Source organism: Kribbella sp. NPDC023972 (genome assembly GCF_040639075.1).
GTDB lineage: Bacteria > Actinomycetota > Actinomycetes > Propionibacteriales > Kribbellaceae > Kribbella.
In genome coordinates, this window is the sequence record NZ_JBEZZH010000006.1 from 394,171 (window position 1) to 416,435 (window position 22,265).

General features: G+C 67.7%; 13 protein-coding genes and 3 pseudogenes. 12 read left to right on the plus strand and 4 right to left on the minus strand.

The window, feature by feature from the left end:
• Window positions 1–78 precede the first annotated feature (78 nt).
• The 9 genes and pseudogenes from AB0F43_RS25310 (at window position 79) to AB0F43_RS25350 (ending at window position 10,556) form a co-directional block, all read left to right on the plus strand.
• Window positions 79–858, plus strand: coding sequence for an ABC transporter ATP-binding protein (locus AB0F43_RS25310; RefSeq protein ID WP_360481527.1), 780 nt, complete (start codon window positions 79–81; stop codon window positions 856–858).
• Entirely contained in the window at window positions 855–2,795 is a 1,941-nt protein-coding gene (locus AB0F43_RS25315) for an FtsX-like permease family protein (protein WP_360481530.1), read from the plus strand. The genes AB0F43_RS25310 and AB0F43_RS25315 overlap by 4 nt, the downstream gene beginning before the upstream one ends.
• 132 nt (window positions 2,796–2,927) lie before the next feature.
• Window positions 2,928–3,539 (plus strand): annotated as a pseudogene (locus tag AB0F43_RS25320) (DNA gyrase subunit A); the annotation flags it as partial.
• 39 nt (window positions 3,540–3,578) lie between these two features.
• Window positions 3,579–4,193: pseudogene (locus AB0F43_RS25325) on the plus strand (LAGLIDADG family homing endonuclease); the annotation flags it as partial.
• A 390-nt stretch (window positions 4,194–4,583) separates the two neighbouring features.
• A pseudogene (locus AB0F43_RS25330) lies at window positions 4,584–6,653 on the plus strand (DNA gyrase subunit A); the annotation flags it as partial.
• Between the two features lie 4 nt (window positions 6,654–6,657).
• Window positions 6,658–7,368, plus strand: coding sequence for an LppX_LprAFG lipoprotein (locus tag AB0F43_RS25335; RefSeq protein WP_360481533.1), 711 nt, complete (start codon window positions 6,658–6,660; stop codon window positions 7,366–7,368).
• Window positions 7,365–9,074 carry an MFS transporter gene (locus AB0F43_RS25340; RefSeq protein ID WP_360481536.1) on the plus strand — a complete coding sequence of 570 codons (1,710 nt, stop codon included), beginning with the start codon at window positions 7,365–7,367 and terminating at the stop codon, window positions 9,072–9,074. Before AB0F43_RS25335 ends, AB0F43_RS25340 begins: the two co-directional genes overlap by 4 nt.
• A 46-nt stretch (window positions 9,075–9,120) precedes the next feature.
• The gene (locus AB0F43_RS25345) at window positions 9,121–10,062 is read left to right on the plus strand and encodes a sucrase ferredoxin (protein ID WP_360481539.1); all 942 of its coding nucleotides are present in this window, start codon (window positions 9,121–9,123) and stop codon (window positions 10,060–10,062) included.
• Window positions 10,059–10,556, plus strand: a complete 498-nt coding sequence (locus AB0F43_RS25350; RefSeq protein WP_360481541.1) for a carbonic anhydrase — start codon at window positions 10,059–10,061, stop codon at window positions 10,554–10,556. Before AB0F43_RS25345 ends, AB0F43_RS25350 begins: the two co-directional genes overlap by 4 nt.
• A gap of 63 nt (window positions 10,557–10,619) precedes the next feature.
• On the opposite strand, the gene AB0F43_RS25355 is transcribed toward AB0F43_RS25350, so the two are convergent.
• Window positions 10,620–10,919, minus strand: a complete 300-nt coding sequence (locus AB0F43_RS25355) for a hypothetical protein (protein WP_360481544.1) — start codon at window positions 10,917–10,919, stop codon at window positions 10,620–10,622.
• A gap of 60 nt (window positions 10,920–10,979) precedes the next feature.
• Here AB0F43_RS25355 and AB0F43_RS25360 point away from each other — a divergent pair, with 60 nt between their 5' ends.
• The gene (locus AB0F43_RS25360; RefSeq protein ID WP_360481547.1) at window positions 10,980–11,609 is read left to right on the plus strand and encodes a helix-turn-helix domain-containing protein; all 630 of its coding nucleotides are present in this window, start codon (window positions 10,980–10,982) and stop codon (window positions 11,607–11,609) included.
• 183 nt (window positions 11,610–11,792) lie between these two features.
• Here the strand turns inward: AB0F43_RS25360 and AB0F43_RS25365 are convergent, their stop codons facing one another.
• Both AB0F43_RS25365 and AB0F43_RS25370 read right to left on the minus strand, forming a co-directional pair.
• A complete protein-coding gene (locus tag AB0F43_RS25365) occupies window positions 11,793–18,170 on the minus strand; it encodes a PxKF domain-containing protein (protein WP_360481550.1) in 6,378 nt (2,125 codons plus the stop codon).
• A 447-nt stretch (window positions 18,171–18,617) separates the two neighbouring features.
• Complete coding sequence (locus tag AB0F43_RS25370) at window positions 18,618–19,484, minus strand: carbonic anhydrase (protein ID WP_360481553.1); 867 nt, start codon at window positions 19,482–19,484, stop codon at window positions 18,618–18,620.
• Window positions 19,485–19,613: 129 nt separating this feature from the next.
• Here AB0F43_RS25370 and AB0F43_RS25375 point away from each other — a divergent pair, with 129 nt between their 5' ends.
• A complete protein-coding gene (locus tag AB0F43_RS25375) occupies window positions 19,614–20,906 on the plus strand; it encodes a hypothetical protein (RefSeq protein WP_360481556.1) in 1,293 nt (430 codons plus the stop codon).
• Here AB0F43_RS25375 and AB0F43_RS25380 read toward each other — a convergent pair.
• Window positions 20,899–21,543 carry an HAD family hydrolase gene (locus AB0F43_RS25380; protein ID WP_360481559.1) on the minus strand — a complete coding sequence of 215 codons (645 nt, stop codon included), beginning with the start codon at window positions 21,541–21,543 and terminating at the stop codon, window positions 20,899–20,901. The two genes, AB0F43_RS25375 and AB0F43_RS25380, sit on opposite strands and share 8 nt — an antisense overlap.
• 143 nt (window positions 21,544–21,686) lie before the next feature.
• Between AB0F43_RS25380 and AB0F43_RS25385 the strand changes: the two genes are divergently transcribed.
• Window positions 21,687–22,055 (plus strand): PH domain-containing protein, encoded by a 369-nt coding sequence (locus AB0F43_RS25385; protein ID WP_360481562.1) that lies wholly within the window; start codon window positions 21,687–21,689, stop codon window positions 22,053–22,055.
• Window positions 22,056–22,265: the final 210 nt, after the last annotated feature.

The following is a 22,265-nucleotide window of genomic DNA, read 5'->3' on the forward strand; positions in this document are numbered from 1 at the left end:
GGACGGTAGCGTGTGCGCTACTTCAGGTCTCGTGTTTGGGCCAGGGTGCGAACCCGCGCTGGACGGTTGGCTGGTTCCATGACCGCTACCGTGACGAATTCCGGGCCGACGTACCCGAGCGTCGTACCCACCGAACCGCCGGCCCTGCTGCTGGACGGCATCACCAAGACCTACCGGTCCAAGGCCGGTGCGGTCGACGCGCTGCGAGGCGTGACGTACCACTTCCTCCGAGGCTCGTTCACGGCCGTGATGGGCCCGTCCGGGTCCGGCAAGTCCACGCTGCTGCAGTGCGCGGCCGGACTCGACCAGCCCACCGGCGGGACCGTCGTACTCGGCGGAGTGGAACTGCGCGGCCTCAACGAGGTCGCACTCACCAAGCTGCGCCGCAAGGAGATGGGCTTTGTCTTCCAGGCCTACAACCTGCTGCCGTCGCTCACGGTCTACGACAACGTCGCACTTCCCCTACGGCTGACCGGTCGTCGTCCGAGCCGCAGCGACATACACCGGGTGCTCGAGCAGGTCGGGCTGGAGGGCAAGGCCAAGCGGCGGCCCGCGGAGTTGTCCGGTGGACAGCAGCAGCGGGTCGCGATCGCGCGGGCGTTGATCACCAAGCCATCGGTGTTCTTCGCCGACGAGCCGACCGGCGCGCTGGACAGCTCGACCAGCAGGCAGATCCTGAGTCTGTTGCGTGAGGCAACCGAGCGGTCCGGGCAGACCGTGGTGATGGTCACCCACGACCCGGTCGCGGCCGCGTACGCCGAGCGTGTGCTGTTCCTCTCCGACGGTCTGATCGCGGGACACATCGACCGCGGTACGCCGGCCCAGATCGCCGCGGCCATGAGTTCGCTGGAGCGATGATGTTCTACCTCAGCCGCCAGACGGTCGGCCGCAACCGTTCGTTGTACGCCGGTTCGTTCATCGCGCTGGCGGTCGGCGTGTTCCTGCTCGGCCTCGCAGCCACCGCCACGGCCGCCACCATCGCCTACCGCGGGCCGCTCGCCGAGAGCATGACCGTCATGACGCTCGGCGGCGACGACACCGCACCGACGCAGGTCCGCATACCACTGTCCGGTGCGGACGCGTCCGGCCTGCAAGTTGTCCTCAGTCTGGTCGGCACGATCAGCGCGTTCATCACGATCTTCGTCATCGCCAGCACCTTCGCCTTCGCAGTCGCATCGCGGCGCCAGGAGCTCGGGCTCCTCCGCCTCATCGGCGCTACGCCCTCGCAGGTTCGGCGGATGGTCCTCGGTGAAGCGTTCGTCGTCGCACTCGCGGCCGCACTGACCGGGGCGGCGCTCGCCCAGTTGACGACTCCGCTGCTGCTGAGCAAGGCGTCGTACACCGATCTCGCGCCGGTCAAACTCGAGCCCGCCTCGCCCTGGGTGCCGTTGGCGATCGCGGTCGGTGCCGGGTTGATCGTGGCGATGCTCGGGGCCAGGTCCGCGGCGCGTCGTGCCGGGCGGGTGGGGCCGATCGACGCGCTGCGGGAGGCCGCCTTGGAGCCGCCGCGGATCGGTCCGGTGCGCATCGCCTTCGGGTTGCTCTTCCTGGCCGGGTCCATCACTCTATTGGCGCTGATCCGGCCGTCGACCGGCGAGGGCGTGATGCCGCTGGCTATGTTCACGCCGATGTTGCTCGTGATCGCGCTGACCCTGCTCGCGCCGCTGGTCGTGCCGTGGATCGCCCGGCTGTGGGCGGTACCGCTGACCGCGTGGACCCAGGTGTCGGGCCTGCTCGCGCGCAGCAACGTCGTCGCCGCTCCCCGCCGCAGCGCGTCACTCGCGGCCCCGATCCTGGCGATCTCGGCGATCGCCGGGTCCATGGTGCTCAGCCTCAGCTTCGCCGCCGACAGCGCCGAGGCCGCCATTCGTGACACCGTCCGCGCCCCGATCGTGGTCACCGGCCCCGCGGACGTCGATTCAGTGCCAGGCGTCGGCGCGGTCGATGCCGGACTGCCGCTCCAGCTGGTGCGGATCGCCCCGGACTACGCGGAACTCGAGGACGCCGAGGGCATCGATCCGGCGATCGCCGCCCGGACCCGCGACCTGACCGCGCTCTCCGGCGACATCGGCGGGCTCTCCGGCAACACTGTTGCCATCGGCAAGGAGATGTCGGGGTTCGAGGGCTACCGGGTCGGCGACGAGATCCCGGTGACGTTCCTGGACCGGACCGCGGTCAAGCTGAAGGTCGTCGCGATCGTCAAGGACGCTTTCGGCGTGAACCCGTCGTTCCTCATCCCGCTCGACCTGGCCCGCAAGCACGCTCCGACGGCACAGCCGGACCGCCAGTTCGTCCTGCCCGCCGATGGGGTCGACCCTGCCACCTTGGTGACCAGGCTGCCGAACGCCGTACCGGCGGCCGAGTGGGAAGCGGAGCAGGCCGTGGGGGTCCGGGAGGGCAACCGGCTCGGTCTGATCCTGCTGCTCGGGCCGGCTGCGCTCTACAGCGCGATCGCGATCGCCAACACCCTGCTGATGGGCAGTCTGCAGCGCCGGCGCGAGTTCATCACTTCGCGGCTGCTCGGCGCCACCCCGGCGCAGATCCGCCGGATGGTGCTGTGGGAGGCGTCCCTGGTCGGCGCGGTCGCGCTCAGCCTCGGTACGGCGATCATGGTCACGGTCGGGGTCCTGATCCGGCGGGCCATGAACGAGGGGCTGACAGACGTGCCCGTGACCGTGCCGTGGGGTGTGCTGCTGGGTATCGGAGGAATCTGTCTGACGCTGGCGGTAGGGTCCGCTCTGGCCCCGACGACGTACATCCTGCGCCGGTCGCAGCCGTCCGCAGCGGTGGACTAGACCGGTTGCGGCGACGGTTCGGCACGGATGGCGGGTCGCGGCCGGGCAAATGGCCGTTGACCAGGGACAATGGGCACGGCGCCGGACCGTCGCGGCGTCGTACCGGTTTGATCGAGGAGTTCGTAGACCCGCATGGCACGCCGTACCAGCAAAACCGCCGAGCCCGAGGACTTCGAGGAGCACATCCTCGACGTCGACGTCTCCGACGAGATGCGCACCAGCTACCTGGAGTACGCCTACTCGGTGATCTACTCCCGGGCCCTGCCGGACGCGCGGGACGGGCTGAAACCGGTCCAGCGGCGGATCCTGTTCTCGATGGCGGAGAACAACATCCGCCCCGACCGCGGTCACGTGAAGTCGGCCCGCGTCGTCGGTGAGGTGATGGGTAAGTACCACCCGCACGGAGACGGCGCGATCTATGACGCCCTGGTCCGGACCGCGCAGCCGTGGTCGATGCGGGTTCCGCTGATCGACGGCCACGGGAACTTCGGCTCCCTCGACGACGGCCCGGCCGCGATGCGGTACTGCCTGACGGGCGACACCCGGGTACGGCTCGCGGACGGCCGTTCCATCAAGATCGCCGACCTCGTGGACCTACCGGCGAACTCCGAGGCCGACACGGACCTGGAGGTGCTCGACAAGGACGGCAAGCCAGTTCGCGCCACCAAGCTCTTCAACTCCGGGGTCCACCCTGTGAAGAAGCTGGTGACGAAGAGCGGCCACGCGTTGCGCGGCAGCCACAACCATCCAGTGTTGTGCCTCGTGCCGGTCGCCGGCGTACCGATGTTCCAGTGGCTGCGTCTGGACGAGGTGACGCCCGGCACGGTCGTCTGCCTAGCGCGCAACGCGTGGACCACAGATGTTCCGATGGCCCACGAGATGATGCTGGGCACCCTCTTCGGCGCCTGGGTCTCCGAAGGATTCGCCTCGGCCGAACGAGCGGGCTTCAACAACACCGACGAAGACTACTTCCAGTACGTTCTCACGGCGTACGACGCCGTCGTCGGCGGTCCGCGGTACGTGTACTCCAGGAAGGCTCGCCGATCGCAACAGACGATTCATGAGCTCGACATCCAGAACCTGAGCGCGTTCCGCGAGAGCCCCCTGGCGGACCTGATCGGCTTCAAAGCGGCCGACAAGCACATCCCAGAAGCCGTGTGGACGGGCACCGTTGGTCTGAAGCGTGCGTTTCTAATGGCGCTGTACGAAGGCGATGGTGGAATCCGCCGCGCCAACGACGCGTCGATGACCATCCAGTATTCGACGTACAGCCAGGTCCTGGCAGCCGAATTGCAGGAACTCCTGCTCGAGTTCGGCGTGCACAGCAACCTCACCCATTACAGCCGCGGTGAATATCGCCTGGTCATTTCGGGGCAGCACAACATCCATGCTTTCGGCGAGCGGATCGGATTCCTCGCAGCTAAGCGTCACAAGCTCCGGTCGCTGCTGCGGAAGGCTCCTCGCTACACGCATCGCTTGACCCGGGACCACGCGCCGTACGTGGCGGATTTTGTGCGCGAAGCACTCGGCCCGGGCAGAGGCACGGGCAAGAGTTGGCTGCTCAACCACAATTTCGATCGGATCGAGCGCTGGCAGAACGATCGAAGCCTGCTCGTCACCAAGTTCAAGGATCCTGAGATCCTGGGTGTGGTCGCGCCGATCATGGACTCGGGCTATCGCTTCGTCGAGGTAGCCGCGGTCGAGGACTGTGCGCCCGAGGAGGTCTATTCAATACGGGTCGACAGCGCCGATCACTCGTTCCTCGCCGGCGGGTTCGTCAATCACAACACCGAGTGCCGGATGGCCCCGCCCGCGATGGCGATGACCAACGGCCTGGACGAGAATGTGGTCGACTTCCGGCCGAACTACGACGGCCAGGAGCAGGAGCCGTCGGTGCTGCCGGCCGCGTTCCCGAACCTGCTGGTCAACGGCGCCGCCGGGATCGCGGTCGGGATGGCGACCAACATGGCGCCGCACAACCTGGTCGAGGTGATCCAGGCGCTGCGCCACCTGATCAAGACCCCGGGCGCGGACCTCGACGACCTGATGCGGTTCGTCCCCGGCCCGGACCTGCCGACCGGCGGCAAGATCGTCGGCCTGGAAGGGATCAAGGACGCCTACGCCACCGGCCGGGGCAGCTTCAAGATGCGCGCCACCGCCCGGATCGAGAACGTCACCCCGCGGCGCAAGGGCATCGTGGTCACCGAGCTGCCGTACTCGGTCGGCCCGGAGAAGGTGATCGAGAAGATCAAGACCCTGGTCCAGGCGAAGAAGCTGCAGGGCATCGCAGACGTCAAGGACCTGACCGACCGGACCCACGGCACCCAGCTGGTGATCGAGGTCAAGAACGGCTTCGTCCCCGAGGCGCTGCTGGAGCAGCTCTACAAGCTGACCCCGCTCGAGGACGCCTTCCACGTCAACGCGGTCTGCCTGGTCGACGGCCAGCCGCGCACCCTCGGCCTGAAGGAACTGCTCGAGGTCTACCTGGAGCACCGGTACGACGTGGTCCGCCGGCGCAGCGAGTTCCGCCGGAAGAAGGCGCAGGACCGGCTGCACATCGTCGACGGCCTGCTGATCGCGATCCTCGACATCGACGAGGTCATCCAGATCATTCGCGGCAGCGACGACGCGGGTGAGGCCCGTGGCCGGCTGATCGAGATCTACGACCTGTCCGAGGTGCAGGCCAACTACATCCTCGACATGCCGCTGCGCCGCCTGACCAAGTACTCCAAGCTCGAGCTGGAGACCGAGAAGGGCGAGCTGGAGCGCGAGATCGAGCGGCTGACCGCCATCCTCGAGGACGAGAACCTGCTGAAGAAGACGGTGTCGGACGAGCTGGCCGAGGTCGCCAAGACCTACGGAACGCCGCGCCGGACCGTGCTGCTGGAGTCGTCCGGCGCAACCAAGACCGCGGCCGTGCCACTCGAGGTGACCGACGACCCGTGCTGGGTGCTGATGAGCTCGACCGGCCTGCTCGCCCGGACGAACGGGGTCGAGCCGTTCGGCACCGGCGACACCCGGGCCAAGCACGACGCGATCGTGTCCGCGGTGAAGAGCACGGCCCGCGGTCAGTACGGACTGCTCACCAGCGCCGGCCGGCTGATCCGGCTCGAGTCGCTCGACCTCCCCGCCGTACCGACGACCGCCAACGCGCCGAACCTGCAGGGTGGCGCGCCGGTGGCGGAGTTCGTGTCGCTCGAGCCCGGTGAGCGGGCGCTCGCGCTGACCACGATGGATCCCGACTCGATCGGTGTCGCGCTGGGTACGGCGGGTGGCGTGGTGAAGCGGGTCGTGCCCGACCACCTGAGCAACCGGGACGCGTGGGAGATCATCCGGCTCAACGACGGCGACGAGGTCGTCGGCGCGGTTGAGCTGACCACCGGCGACGAGGAGCTGTGCTTCATCACGTCCGACGCCCAACTGCTGCACTTCCCTGCCTCGGCGGTGCGTCCACAGGGCCGGACGGCGGGCGGTATGGCCGGTGTCCGGCTGGGCAAGGACGCGAAGGTCGTCTTCTTCGGTGCCGTCGACAGCAGCCGGGAGGCGCAGGTCGTCACCATCGCGGGCTCGTCGTCGGCGCTGCCGGGGACCGAGGTCGGCGCGGTGAAGGTGACGCCGTTCAGCGAGTACCCGGGCAAGGGCCGCGGCACCGGCGGTGTGCGCTGCCAGCGGCTGCTCAAGGGCGAGGACGGGCTGCTGCTCGGGTTCGTCGGTGCGGCGCCGGTCCGGGCGAGCGCGAACAGCGGTGCGCCGGTGGAGCTGCCGCCGATCGACCCGCGGCGCGACGGCTCCGGCGTACCGGTTGCGCAACCTATTGCCGCCTGCGCTCCGGACAGTGTCAGTTACATGGCAGGCTGACGGCATGAAGAGACTGCTCGCGCTGGGCGCGGTGCTGGTACTGGCGCTGGCGGGCTGCAGCGACGACAAGAAGGACGCCGACGGCGGCGACGGCCGGTCCGCCGACGATCCGGTCGCGCTGCTGACGGCTGCCAAGAAGACCATCGACGAAGCGGCCAGCGTGCACATCGTGCTGACCGGCCGCGACCTTCCGGAGAACGCGCAGACCCTCAACAGCGGTGACGGTGTGGCGACGCACGCGCCGGCGTTCAAGGGCAAGCTGACCGTACGGATGGCCGGCTCGCCGGTCGACGCCGAGGTGGTCGCGGTTAGCAGCAAGGTCTACGTCAAGCTGCCGTTCACGACGAAGTTCGCCGAGCTGCCGCCCGAGCAGTTGACCGCGCTCGGCGCGCCGGACCCGGCGATCCTGCTGGACCCGAACAAGGGCCTGACCTCGGTGCTGCCGACGCTGAAGGACCCGAAGATCAAGGGCGAGACCCGAGACGGCGCGAAGGTGCTGACCGAGATCACCGGCGCGGTCCAGGGCAAGTCGCTGCAGGGCATCTTCCCGAAAGCGCCGGCCGACCAGGACTTCCCGAGCACGTTCAAGATCGACAAGGACGCCAAGCAGTTGGTGTCGGCAACGATCACCGGCCCGTTCTACGACGGCGCCACCAGCAGCTACGACGTGACCCTGGACAGGTACGGCGAACAGGTCGAGATCACCAAGCCGTGAGCGAGGAGCCGACTGTCAGCCAGCGGTCCGGTGCGGCCGCCCCCTCGCCGGTGAGCAGTCCTCGGGTCCGACTCACGCTCGCCTCGATCGCGGTGGCGTTCGCGGCCGCGGACACCTATGTCGTCGTCCTGGCGTTGCCGGACATGATGGCCGGCGTCGGGCTGTCCGCGGACGAGTTGCAGCGGGCGGCGCCGATCATCTCCGGGTTCCTGCTCGGCTACATCGCCGTACTGCCGCTGATCGGGCGGATCGCCGATGTCGTCGGGCGTACGCCAGTCCTGATCGGGGCGCTGGTGTTGTTCGCGGTGGGGTCGCTGATCACGGCCGGGGCGTATGACCTGTCCCTGGTGGTGACCGGTCGGTTCCTCCAAGGCGTCGGCGGTGGTGGGCTGGTGCCGGCCACGTTGGCACTGGTCGCCGACCTGTGGCCGGCCGGCCGGCGTGGACTACCTCTCGGTGTGGTGGGTGCCGTCCAGGAGCTCGGGTCGGTGCTGGGCCCGTTGCTGGGTGCGCTTGTGCTGGCGGTGGCCGACTGGCGGTACATCTTCTGGCTGAATCTCGTCGTCGCACTCGTGCTCGCGGTGCTGCTGCGCGGTCTACGCCCACCCCCGCTCTCAGCCGCGGTCGGCTTCATCGCCTGCGTGGCTCTCGGCCTCACTCTCACCGCACCCGAACGGCTGGCGAACGGTGTCACGCTGGGCATTCCCTTCATACCGTTCTCCGGCGATTCGCGCCTGCTGACACCGATCGGCGTCGTCACCGCTTTCCTGCTGCTGCTCTGGATCGCACTCCTGCTGCGGAAGAGCCGCCTGCGCGAGCTGGTTGGTCAGGTCGACGTCTTCGGCGCTGTACTACTCGGGGTCGCCCTTGCCGGGGTGGTGCTCGCGTTCGCCACCGCGGATCCCGAGCGGGAGTTGATGGCGCCGGCCGGGCCGTGGTTGCTGGTCGGAGCGGCGGTGTTCGCCGTGGCCTTCGCGATCTGGCAGCGGCGTACGTCGCGGGCGATCGTGCCGCACGGTTTACTCGGCGCACGGCCGGCCTGGGGATCGCTGGTGGTCAGCTTCCTTGTCGGCTGCGCGCTCATCGCGGCGCTGGTCGACGTACCGGTGTTCGCGCGGACCACCCAGGGCGGCGGGCAGTTGGCGGCAGCGCTGGTGTTGCTGCGGTTCCTGATCGCGTTGCCGGTCGGTGCGGTCGTCGGCGGCTGGCTGACCCGGCGCTACGGGCTCGGGCTCATCACCGGGGCCGGGCTCGCGCTGGCCGGGGTGATGTTCGTGGTGATGACATTCTGGGGGCGGGACGCGCTCGATCACTGGCCGGCGACCGTCGTACTGCTGCTGTGCGGGTTCGGGTTCGGCCTGGCGTTGTCGCCGGTGAACACGGCCATGCTCGGTGCCACTCCCCCGGACAGCCACGGCCTGGTCAGCGCGTTGGTCGTGGTCGCCCGGATGGTCGGCATGCTCGTCGGCGTGTCGGCGCTCACCGCGATCGGCCTGCGGCGGTACTTCGCGATCGTCGAGGACATCCCGTCACCGAACGAGTTGTGCCCGTCCGCGCCGGGTTCGTGCCGGCCGTTCGTCGACGCGCTCCGCGACGCGGCCATTTCACAAGTTCACGCGATCTTCGCCGGGGCGGCCGGCTGCGCGTTTCTGGCCGCCGTCCTGGCCGTCCTGCTGCTCGGCCGACGTGGCGTTGTGCACAGATGATGGTCACCGTGCCGGATGCCGGTCCCGGCTGTCGTACCGTGATGCCGTGACCGCACGACTCGACGCGCCCGGCCGGCCAGGCCTGTGCTCGACCTTCTGCCGCGAGCTGCGCGAGCCGCTCGCCGGTACGGCGGTCGTCGCCGACGGCTGGGTCCTGGTCGAGCAATCCGGACCGTGGGGCGCCAAGGCGCCGACACAGAGTCATCTCGATCCGGACTTCGGCGGCGCCATCGACGAGGCGTGCAAGAAGGCGGACGTCCGGTTCGGGCTGATCCGCTCCCCCGGCCGGCATCCGGACGCGGTCGAACGGTCCCACCAGGTGTACGTCGCCTCGACCGCGCCGGGCCGGACCTGGCTGCTCGGTGGTGTGGTCGCCGACCCGCTGGAGCTCAACGACCTCGATCTCGAAGCGGTCGGCCGAGGTGATCGAGACGCCGTGGTCGATTCGCTGTCCGCGCTGAGTGCCGTGGACGAGCCGGTCATGCTGGTGTGCACGAACGGGAAGCGCGACGAGTGCTGCGCGCTCCTCGGGCGGCCGCTCGTCGCCGCGCTCTCGGCGGTCGCGCCAGGCCGGGTCTGGGAGGCGAACCACCTCGGCGGGCACCGGTTCGCGCCGACCGCGACACTGCTGCCCGCCGGCACGATGCACGGTCAGCTCTCGGTCAAGACCGCGGTCGCGGTGCTCGAGGCCGGTGCTCGTGGTGAGACAGTGCTGACCGGGCTGCGCGGCCGGTCGACCTGGACCAAACGCGGTCAGGCCGCGGAGATCGCCGTACGTCAGCTCATCGGTGAGCTCGCGCTGGATGCCCTCAGAGTCGTGGGCGAAGACCTTGGCACCGTGACCGTCGCACACCGCGACGGCCGGTGCTGGAACGTACCGGTCACCAGCGCACCCGCCGATCCACCCCGTCCGGAATCCTGTGGAAAGGAGCCGTTCGCCATGTCGATCCTGCATGCCGGAACACCTGTGCCGGGTGATGTCCGATGACCACTGGATTCGAGGACCTGCTCGCCGCCAACGCCGACTACGCCGCCGACTTCGCGTACGGCGGATTCGACGGGATCGCGCACGCCGGCGTCGGTGTCGTCACCTGTATGGACTCGCGCATCCCGCCGCTGGAGATGCTCGGGCTCAAGCCGGGTGACGCGAAAGTCCTGCGGAGCGCGGGCAGCCGGGTCACCGAGGTGACGATGACCGGGCTGGTGCTCGGGGTTCAACTGCTCGGCGTCCGCCGGATCATGATCATTCCGCACACCCGCTGCGCGATGGCCGCGATGTCCGAGGATGAGCTGCGCGCCAAGGTCGCGGCCGCGGCGGGGAAACCGGCCGGTTACCTGCCGATCCACGTCATCCCCGACCAGCTCGAAGCGCTCCGGCACGACGTCGCCGCCGTCCGCGACCACCCGCTGATCGGCGACGACATCCTGGTCGGCGGCTTCATGTACGACGTGGACACCGGCCGCCTCGCCCAGGTCGACTGACACCTCCGCCGAGCCGACCGGGTCGTCCCCGCCCCGAAGGTGGCTGCGGGGACGACCCGTGCGTCAGAGTTCGTCGACGACCTCGATCTCGTCGACCGCGGCGGTGCCTTCCCGGACGAGTGCGAAGGCGGCTTTCACCTCCGGCAGGTTCGGTGCCAGCTCGCGGACGGACTTCAGCGTGGCCGGGGAGTCCCAGCGCCACACACCGACCCACTGGCCGTCCGCCAGCCGGCCGAGGCGTGCCTCGGTCAGGCCAGGTGTCGCGGCCCGGACGGCCTCGACCAGTGCGGTGTGACGATCCCGGACCTCGGTCGCCTCGACGGGGTCCACGGCCTCGAAGCGGGTGACTGCGATCAGCGACATGACTAGCGCCTTTCTCTAGAGTTGACTTATAGCGAATGAATCTAGAGATAGGCTCTAGTCATGACCGTTGTCAAGCGACCCAACAAGCGCGCGGAGAAGGCACAGGAGACCCGGCGTCGGATCGTCCAGGCCGCGACAGACCTGTTCGTCGAGGCCGGGTACGGCGCGACCAACCTGCAGGACGTGGCCGATCGGGCCGGTGTCGCCGTACAGACGATCTACTTCGTCTTCGGCAACAAACGCGCGTTGCTCAAGGAACTCGTCGACGTCACCATCGCCGGCGACACGGAGCCGGTCGCCACGATGGACCGCCCGTGGTTCACCGAGGCCGTGGCCGCACCCACAGCCGGGGAGATGCTGACCGCCTATGTCCCCGGGTCGAGCGCCGTACTGGCCAGGGTCGCGCCGATCATGCGGGTCCTGGAGGCCGCCGTCGCCAACGACCCAGAGGTCGCCACCCTCTGGCCGCAGGACGAGGACATGCGGTACGTCGTCCAACGCGCAGCCGCCGATGCACTCGTCGCCAAACCAGACGCCCGCAAAGGCCTGACCGCCGACGAGGCGGCCGACGTGCTGTACGGGATCCTCAGCCCGGAGCTCTACCTACTCTTCGTCCGCGACCGCAACTGGCCCCACGGCAACTGGGTGCAGTGGGCAACAAGAACCCTCCACACTCAGCTCTGCGACTGACATGGCTCGGTAATCCTTCACAAGGAGATGAGTCTGCTCGATCTGTCGCGCTGGGAGATCCTGATCACCGTGACCTCGACCGAACGTCGGCCAGACATGGCGGTGGCCGGCAGGACACGGGGTCCTGCCGGCCACTCGAGCAACTCCCCGACGGGAGTGCAGGGAGCTGCTCGGCTCAGATGGTCAGTTCCTCAGGCCGATGTTGACGTAGTAGGACTGACCGTCATCGAGGGTGACACCGATGCGGTAGTAGCTGCCTCCGGTGTTCGGCGTCTTCCAGTTGTAGATGTACTGCTGTGCGGATGAGTCGTACCGGTAGGTGCTGCCACTATCCGCCGACGCCGTGTACAGGCTCTCGTCCACCGGCAGGCTCATCGCGCTGCCCTTGACGGGCGTCAGCCAAACCGGTGTGGCGTTCGTCTGCACTACAGTCCCGTTGGACTTCTTGAGCTGGAGCTTCACCGGAACGGTGCTGCCGGCCTTGAACACGCTGGTCGAGCTGCCGACCTGGTGCGCGGTGTCGTTGATCGGCTGCAGGAACCCGTCGAACCGGTAGACCACCTTGTAGGTGCCTGTCGCCGTGTTCGTGTTACCGGCGTTGTCGACGGCCGTGGCGGTGTAGGTGAATGTGCCTACCCCGTTCGGCGTGCCACCGGTCACCGTGACAGTGCAGGATGCGGCCAACCCGGAGAAGCTGTCGCTCGCCGTGCAGGTGGCGGCCGGGACGGCACCCAGCGTGTAGAACCCGTTCGCCACGTTGACGCTGGTGATCGTCGGCAGTTCCCTGTCGATCTTGATCCCCGACACCGTCGCGGTCGCGGTGTTGCCGGCGTTGTCGGTCGCCGTACCGCTGGCCGAGTTGGTGCCGTTGTCGTTCAGCGTCACGTCGTCGGGGCAGATGGCGATCCCGGAGAGCGCGTCGGCGCAGGTGAAGTGGACCTTCACCGGTCCGACGTACCAGCCGTTGCTGCCCATGTCGCCGCTGACGATCGCTCCAGTGATGCTCGGAGCGGTCTTGTCGAGCTTGACGGTGACCGAGTCCTTGCCGACGTTGCCGGCGGTGTCGGTCGCTGAACCCTCGACGACCTGGCCCGTGGTCTCGGTAGAGACGGTGACCGGCTCGGTCACGTTGGCCACATCAGATCCGGCGTCATCGTCCTTCGCGGTGAACGTCACGGTGGTATTGCTCTTGTTCCAGCCGTTCGCGTTCGCCGCCGGGCTGAGCGTGTGGGTCACCGTGGGGGCGATGTTGTCCCACTTCAGAGCCACAGCGCTCGCCGTTTCGACGTTGCCGGCCTTGTCGACCGACCAGTAGGTCACGGTGCCCTCGCCGCTGCCGTTGAGCGGGACGGTGACCGTCTTGGTGGAACCCGCGGCCACCTGCTCGGCGCCGCCGTCCACCTTGTAGTGGATCTCCTTCACCCCAGCCAGAGCGGCCTGGTCGGTCGCGGTTAGTACGACGTCAGCGGTGTCGCCGGTGCACCAACCGTTGAGCTTGGTGCACTGGTTGTTCGCGGTCGTGCTCGGGGCACTTCCGTCGATGTTGATACCGCCAACCGTCGTGCCGGCGCTGTCGTTGCCGGCGTTGTCGGTGGCCGGGTCGCTGGAGACGCTCTGGTTAGCGCCGTTACCCGCGACCACCTTGCTGGTCGGGCAGGCCGCCACCCCGGACAGGTTGTCGGTGCACTTGAAGTCCACCTTGACCTGGTCGCGGTACCAGCCGTCCTCGTTCGGGTTGGTGGTCGGAGCCCCGGTGACGACCGGCGCGGTGCGGTCGATCTTGACCCCACTCACCGAAGCGGTCGTCTCGTTGCCGGCCTTGTCGGAGATGCTCGCCGTAGCGCCGAGGTTGTCGCCCTCGCCGGTGATGGTGCTGTTGTTCGGCTGGGTCGCCGGGTCGATGCTCGACAGACCGTCCGTGCCGTTCCACTTGATTTGGACGTCGCCCTTGTACCAGCCGCCCGCGTTCGGGGTGGTGGTGGCCACACCGGTCAAGCCGGGCGCGGTCTTGTCGATGTTGATCTTGTCGACCGTCGCCGAGCTCTTGTTCCCCGCAACGTCCTGAGCGTCTCCCACGACCTTCTGACCGGCGCCCTCATTGCTGACGATGGTCCTGGGGCTACAGCCGGCGATGTCGGAGTCGGAGTCGCGGCAGATGAACGTGACATCGACGTTGGTGTTGTTCCAGCCGTGCTTGTTCGCGTCCGGCGTACGGGCGCCTTCGATGCCCGGGGCAACCGTGTCCACCGACAGCGTGATGCCGTTGCTGCCTGCGTTCTCGACGTTGCCGGCGACATCCACACTCCAGTAGGTGATGGTGTGCGTGCCCACGGTGTCGAAGTTGAAGGCGCGGTCGTACAGCTGCGCCTCACCGTCGTCGACCCTGTAGTAGGTGCCGGCGACGCCAGAGACCTGGTCGTGCCCCGTCAACGTGACCAGGACGGCCTCGGCGTACCAACCGCTCTCCGGCTGCTCGGCTACAACGGCACTCGTCGTCGGCCGGGTCTGGTCGATCTTGATGCCGCTCACGGTCGTCGTGGCCGAGTTGCCGGCCTTGTCGGTCGCCGTACCGCTGGCCGAGTTGGTGCCGTTGTCGGTCAGCGTCACATCGTCGGTGCAGGTCACGAGCCCGGACAGGTTGTCGTTGCAGGTGAAGTGCACCTTCACCGGTCCGACGTACCAGCCGTTGTTGCCCGTGGTGCCGCTGACGATCGCTCCAGTGATGCTCGGAGCGGTCTTGTCCAGCTTGACGGTCACCTTGTCGGTGCCGACGTTGCCGGCAGTGTCGGTCGCCGAGCCGTCGACGTCCTGGCCGGCGGTCTCGGTGTCGACGGTGACCGGCTTGGTCACAGTTGCCACGCCGGATCCCTTGTCGTCGTCCGTGGCGTTGAACGTCACCGTGGTGTCGCTCTTGTTCCAGCCGTCGGCGTTCGGTGTCGGGGCAACCGTGTGGGTCACCGTCGGGGCGATGTTGTCCCACTTCAGTGCGACGGAGTTCTGCGCCTCGACGTTGCCGGCCTTGTCGACCGACCAGTAGGTGACGGCGGCCTTGCCACTGCCGTCGAGCGGGACGGTGACGGTCTTGGTGGCGCCTGCGGCCACCTGCTCGTCGCCGCCGTCCACCTTGTAGTGGACCTCCTTGACACCCGACAGACCGGCTTGGTCGGTCGCGGTGAGTACGACGTCAGCGGTCGCGCCGGTGCACCAGTCGTTGACCGCGGTGCACTTGTTGTTGGCGACGGTGCTGGGCGCCTTGCTGTCGATGTTGATTCCGCCGACGGTCTTGCCGGCGCTGTCGTTGCCTGCCACGTCGGTGGCCGGGTCGCTGGTGACGCTCTGGTTCGCGCCGTCAGTGCTGATCGACTTGCTGGTCGGGCAGACCGCCACACCGGACAGGTTGTCGGCGCACTTGAAGTCGACCACGACCTGGCCGCGGTACCAGCCATCCCCGTTCGGGTTGGTGGTCGGAGCCCCGGTCACGACTGGAGCGGTGCGGTCGATCTTGACCTCGGAGACCGATCCGGTCCCCTTGTTGCCAGCCTTGTCGGAGATTTCCGCCGAGGCGCCGAGGTTGTTGCCTTCGCCAACGACCGTGCTGTCGTCGGGCTGGGTCAGCGGGTCGATGCCGGCAAGAGTGTCGGTCCCGGTCCAGTGGACCTTGACGTCGCTCTTGTACCAGCCGGCGCCGTTGGCCGGCGTGGTGGGCGCACCGGTCAGGCTGGGTGCGGTCTTGTCGATGTCGATGTTGTCGACGGTGGCCGAGTTCGTGTTGCCGGCCACGTCCTGAGTGGTGCCGACGACCTTCTGGCCCGCACCCTCGTCGCTGACCTTGGCGTTCGGACCACAATCGACTGCTGCGAGGCCCGAGCCGGCGTCGGTGCAGGTGAACGACACGTTGACGTCGGTGTTGGTCCAGCCATACGTGTTCGCAGCGGGCGTACGGCTGCCGGTGATGACCGGCGGCACGGTGTCGACCTTTACCTCGGTCGTCTTCTTTGCCTCGGCGTTGCCGGCGAGGTCGACGCTCCAGTAGGTGATGGTGTGGTTGCCAGTCGACAGGTCCGCCGTGAACTGCTCGCCGTACGTCTGCTGGTCGCCGCCGTCGATCTGGTAGTACGTCGCGCCGATGCCGGACTCGGCGTCGGTGGCCTTGAAGGCGACCGGGATGCCGCTGGTGACGAACCAGCCGCTGGCAGGCGAGATCGGGTTGATCACCGCGGTCGACGGGGCGATGCCGTCGATCTTCAGCGTGATGCTGTTGCCGGCCGCGTTCTCGGTGTTGCCGGCAGCGTCCTTGCTCCAGTAGCTGATGGTGTGCTCGCCCTTGGTGGCGAAGTCGAACTCACCGTCGTACAGCTTCACCTCGCCGTTGTCGACGCGGTAGTAGGTGGCGCCGATGCCGGACAGCGTGTCGTGACCGGTCAGCTTGACCTTGACGGCGTCGGCGTACCAACCGCTCTCGAGCGGGGCAGGTACGGCGACCGTCGTGCTCGGCGCGGTGCGGTCGATCTTGATGCCGCTCACGGTCTTCGTCGCCGTGTTGCCGGCCTTGTCGGTGCAGGTTGCGGTCGAGGAAAGGTTCGAGCCCTCACCGGTGACTGCGTCGTCCTTCGGCGCGACGGCGACACCCGAACGGGCGTCGGTGCAGGACCAGGTGACGACAACATCATCAGTGTGCCAACCGGTCGAGAAAGAGCCGTTGAGGACCGGCGCGGTCTTGTCGACGTTGATCCCAGTCACCTGGGCCGTCGCTACGTTGCCGGCGGCATCGGTCGCTGAGCCACTGGCCGACTGGTCAGTGCCCTCGCCGAGGACCTTCGGAGGGGAGACATTCGCTACGCCGGACAGGGAGTCGCCCGCCGTGAAGCTCACGGTGACATCGTCGTTGTACCAGCCGGCCGCGTTCGCGGCCCGGTCTGGCGCGGCGGTGATCGTCGGCATGGTCTTGTCGATGCTGACCGCCGCGGTGTTGCTGGCCGAGTTGCCGGCGTTGTCCGTGGCCGAGCCAGTGACCTGCTGGGCAGCGCCCTCGGTCGACTTGGTGACCGGCGCGGAGCAGGTCGCGACGCCGGAGCCGGTGTCGGCGCAGTCGAACGTGACCGTCACGTTCTGATTGGTCCACGCGCCGTCGGAGTAGCTCAGCGGCGTGAACGAGTGGCCGATCGTCGGGGCGGTCTTGTCGATCTTGACGTGCGCGGTACGGGCCGCCTCGGTGTTGCCGGCCTTGTCCGTGCTGAAGAAGGTGACGGTGTGATCGCCCTCGCTCGACAGCGTGAAGCTGGTGCCGGTCTGCGTCGCACCGCCGTCGACGGCGTACGACGTCGAGCCGACGCCGGAGAGGTTGTCGCTCGGCGACAGGCTGACTGTGACGTCGCCGTTGGTCCAGTTGTTCGACGTACCGCTGATGCCGGTGGTCGGCGCGGCCCGGTCAATGTTGACCGCGGCGCTGTCAGCTGTGGTGGTGTTGCCGGCCTTGTCACTCACCGAAGTGATGTCCTTGAGGCCGGAGCCTTCACCGGTGATTGTGCTGTTCGCCGGCGTGCCGTTCGCCAGGCCGGACAGCGAGTCCGCCGCGGTCCACGCGATGGCGACGTCGCCGTTGTACCAGCCGAAGCTGTTGGCCGCCGTCGTCGGGGCACCGCTCAGGCTGGGTGCGGTCTTGTCGATGTTGATGCCGGTGACTCCGCCGCTGGCCGCGTTGTCCGCGTTGTCCACCGCGGATCCGTTCACCGACTGGTTCGCGCCCTGCGTGGAAACGACGACAGTGCCGCCGCCAGTGCAGCTCTTGATGCCTGACAGCGGGTCGGAGCAGGCGAGCGTGACCGTGACGTCGGAGTTGTTCCAGCCCGCCACGTTGGGCCCTGGCGTACGGATGCTGCTGATCGTTGGGTTGGTCTTGTCGAGCTTGACCAGCACTGAGCCGCTGCCGGTGTTTCCCAGCCTGTCGGTCGCTGTCGCCGTCTTGGTGAGGCCGCCAGTGTCGATGCTCACCGTGTCGGCCGCCGGAGTCGGGCCAGACCCGACGCCCGAACCGGAATCAGATGCTGACCAGGAAATGCCGACGTTGCTCTTGTTCCAGCCTGCCGCGTTGGGCGCAGGCGCCAAGGCTCCCGTCACGACCGGGCCGGTGTTGTCGAGGGTGTATGACGCCTGTAACGATGCCGACGAGCCGGTGCACTTGTCATTGGTGTTGAAGCTCGGCGAGGCGGTCGCGGTCACGGCCTGGGCTCCGTCTCCGGCGCCCGCGGTGGTGGCGAACGTCCAGGTCGACTTCGCGGTCGACGACTGCTGGTGGGCGATCAAGGCGCCGGCGACGTCGACACACTTCGTGTCGCTGCTGGTGTTAATCGTCAGCGTCGGCGTGGCGTTCTGTTTTGCGTACAGGGTGCCACCGGACGTGACGGTACCAGCGCCGCCGGTGAAGGTGGCGCTGGTGACGGTGGATGCCTGCGCGGGGAGCACAAGGCTGGTGCCGATGAGGGCGGCGATCGGAATGATGGTGGCGCCCGTTAGGACGCGATGCCTGCGACGGCGCGCAGGCGGCAACAACTTGTCGGACATTGCGGCTCCCGTTTGGTCGTGCGGGTGCCGGTTTCGCCACTGCTCCCTGCCAAGGCCCCGTATGGCGACCAAACCCCTTGGCAGATCAACGCTCACCCCGTGACGATTACATTTAGTAACCGTGAATCCAAAGAGTGCCCTACAAAGTCACTCTCTGTCTATAGGACTAAAGTCCCTAATATTCTGCGGAGCCACAACCCGGTCGGGCGCAGCCAGGAGTTGCCCCGGTGGTGCACCGCCTCGGACTCGCACTAGGACGAGTCGCTGACCCGGCTGCCGCGACAACAACCGCTCACGAGATCGCCAACGTGTCGAACCGCGGCGGTGATCGTCGCAGTCAATCCCGCGTCGCGGCCCCGCCGCGGTCGGCATCCTGCCTCAACTCGGTTGAGGTCAAGGGCGGCGGACCGGGCGAGGCCGTGACCTGGATCTGGCCGACTGCTCGGGTCACTGCTGCAGGATCACCTTGCCGGTGTCGAGTTCGTAGTACGCGCCGACGAGTTTGAGCTTGCCGGCCTTCTCGAGTGGGCCGATGACCGGGGACTGGCGGAGCTTGGCCAGGGTCAGGTCGACGTTGGCGTGGATGGCGTTGGTGAGGCGGTCGCCAGGCTTCCCGGCGACTTGGCGGACCGCCGGAGCGAGGGTCTCGACGAGGTAGCCCAGCTCGCCTGCTTCGGCAGTGCGCTGACCGGCGTCGAGCGCCTTGATGGTGGCGGTGAGGGCGCCGCAACGCTGGTGACCGAGGACCATCAGGAGCGGCGTGTGCAATTCGGCGACACCGAACTCCAGGCTCCCGATCACCGAGTGGTCGAGCGCTTCGCCGGCACTGCGTACGACGACCAGGTCGCCGAGCCCCTGGTCGAAGACGAGCTCGATCGGCACCCGGGAGTCCACACAGCCGATCACGGTGGCGAACGGCTCCTGTCCCTTGCTCACCGCAACCCGGCGGGCGATTCCCTCGTCGAGGTTCTCGTCCCGGTCGGCGACGAAGCGGGCGTTGCCGGCCAGCAGCCGCTGCAGTGCTTGGTTGCCGTCCGCAACAGGTGGCGGCGACGGCGGATGGGTGCCGCCCATCGTCTGCGCGCCGATCGTCTGGGCGCCGGTCGTCTGGGCGCCGATCGTCTGGGCGCCGGTCGTCTGGCCGCCGGTCGACGATCCCCCCGAGGTGGGCGTCGTACCGTCGGTGGCGCAGGCGGTGAGGGCGGTGCCGCAGGCTCCGGCGGCGAGAGTAGTCTGCAGGGCGGTCGTCAGGAACCGGCGCCGCGAGGTGACGGGCGCGGCCGCGGCTGACCGCCGACGAGATGTGATGCTCACTGATGCTCCTTGGTCAGGCGGCGAGGGCGATCGCCGCCTTCTGAAGGTAACCCCTTGCATACTGTCTGCAATACCCGGGGTTGTTCGGAATGTCTCGGAGGACGCACTGGGATCTGATAGACAGCCCTTATGAGACTCCGCCCCAGCTCGTTCTCACGCTCCCTGCTCATCGGTGCCATCGCCCTGACAACCGCCCTGACCGGCGCTCCCTCGGTCCACGCGGCCCCCACGACCGGCTGCCTGGACACCGGCGTCAAAGGCACCGTCGAGGAGCAACGCCTCGACAACGGCATCGCGGGCGGTCCGTCGGTGCCGGCCGAGATCCTGCGCCGCTCCGGCTTCGACCGGCAGGTCGCACTGTTTGCCCGCCTGCTGTGTTCCGCGCCGAATCCGCGCGCCGCCGCGGTGCTCGTCCGTGCCCAGGGTGAAGCCCTCTGGCGTACGGCGACCCACCGCGCCCAACACCAACAGACCGCACCCGACGCGCTGCCCGCCACCGACGACCGCGGGCTCTACTGGGCCCGCATCTCGATGGCGCTCGCCCTCAGGCAGTGGCAGCCCGACTTCGACCTCAGTACGGTGGACCGCGCCGGCCTGATGCGGTCACTCGAGTACACCTCCCGCGGTATCACGAGCACCCGGTTCGCCCCCGGCGTGCGGAAGATCCTGGTGACCGGGTTCGACCCGTTCACGCTCGATGCGGACATCCGGATCGGCAACCCATCCGGCGCGAATGCCTTGACTCTCGACGGTCAGCGCTGGGTGGTGAACGGCAGGACGTACGAGATCCAGACCGTCGTCTTCCCGGTCAGGTACACCGACTTCGACGAGAACATGGTCGAGAACGCCCTCGCCCCGCGTTACCGCAGCGGACCACAACGGGCCGATCTGGTCATGACCGCGAGCCAAGGCCGGGTCGGTGTCTTCGACCTGGAGGTGTTCAACGGCCGGCGTCGTTCGGTCAGCTCGATCGGTGACAACAACAATCTGTGGGGCGGTGGGACCACCAGCGCACCGGTCGTCTCCCCCAGCATGCCGCCGGGTCCGGAGTGGCTGACGTCGAGTCTTCCGCTGGCCCGGATGTCGCAGGCCGACGTCGCGCCGTTCCGCATGCGTGTCAATACCAGCGTGCTCGAGATCCCGGCCGGTCAGACTCAGCCGGTTCGCCAGCCGCTCGGTCCGACGCCTGGTTCGATCGCATCCGAAGGAGCCGGCGGCGGCTACCTCTCCAATGAGGTTGCCTACCGCAACACTTTGCAGCGCGACCTGTTCGACCCATCGATGCCGGCCGGTCACCTGCACGTCCCGGTGCTGTCGTTCGACCCGGCCAACAAGACCGCGATCACCGATCCGACCTACGAGTCCAACCGCGAAGCGATAGTCCGGGGCGCCCACGCCAGCCTGCGCGCGGCCCTCAGCTAGCCAGAATCACCGGGAAGGCCTTCAGCACCGAGTCGAAGTGGTGGTCGGCCCGGGGTGTGTCGATCTGGTGGTGGTCTCCGATCCGGATCGTGCGCAGGCCGGCGTTGATCCCGCCGGCGACGTCGTACGACGGGTGGTCGCCGACCATCCACCCGTCGTCCAGCGTCGCCCCGGCGTGTTCGGCCGCGATGGCGAAGATCCTGGCATCGGGTTTGCGGACGCCGGCTGCCTGCGAGATGCAGCAGTAGTCGACCGCGTCCGCGATCCCGGTGTGCTCGAGCTTCCCGGTCTGCTGTACGACGTTGCCGTTCGTCACCACAGCGACCCGCCACCCCGCCGTACGCAACGAAGCCAGCCCGTCGAGCACTGCCTGCTCGACCGAGGTGAACGGCGGATGCTCCCGGTCGTAGGCGTGCACCAACTCCTCCACCGACGCCCTTACCCCGAACGCCTCACGAAGCCCCGCGAACAACTGCGCCCGCGGCGTGAACCCCCCGTTGTCATGAGCAACCAACCACTCGACCGCGTCCTCCCCCAGCGCGGTCCGGTCCGTCCACCACCGCGCCCACTCCACAAACGCCCCATCCCGATCAATGAGCGTGTTGTCGAGATCAAAACAGGCCAGCCGAGAAGTCATAGACCGAATCATCGCCGATCCACCCCCACAGCCGTAGGCAGGGCAGGAGCCAACTGAGATCAATTCGTGACTGGATGCCGAGACACTGTCCGCTACGCTCCTCACGTTGCGTAGGGGTGCGCAACGCAGTTTAGGGGGATCAGATGAGTCACCAGCCCGTATTCGACAAGCAGGAGCAGCTCGACAAGGTTGCGGCAGGCCTGCTCAGCAACGAAAGCGTTCTCGCCGTCTACGACGGCATCGGCGTAGGGACCGGCTTCATCGGGTTGACCGACCGGCGAGTCATCATCCAGGACAACTCGTTCGTGGGAAAGAAGACAGCGCTCACCAGCATTCCCTACCGCAAGGTGCAGTCCGTGTCCTATCTGTCCGACAAATCGATGTTCGGAAAGTTCGCCTCGACCAGCACAATCGCGATTCAAGCTGGCGGATCCACGTACGAGGTGCAGTTCCGCGGCGTCGAGAAGGCAGCTCATGCCCACAACATCATCCTGTGGAACATGATGCAGTAAACGTCGTACTGCAACCGACCTCAAGCGGAACCAGCCTGCCGAGTGCCCGGCACAGCGCATGCGAGTGATTGGTTCAGGGGGAAGCAATGAGGAGACTTGTCTTCCTGGCTACCGGCCTGCTGGCACTGACGGCCTGCGAGGGTTCGGCGGGCACAGAAGACTCTCCTGGCGCTCAGGAGACCACGAGCAGTTCAGTTGCGCCGAAGCCGC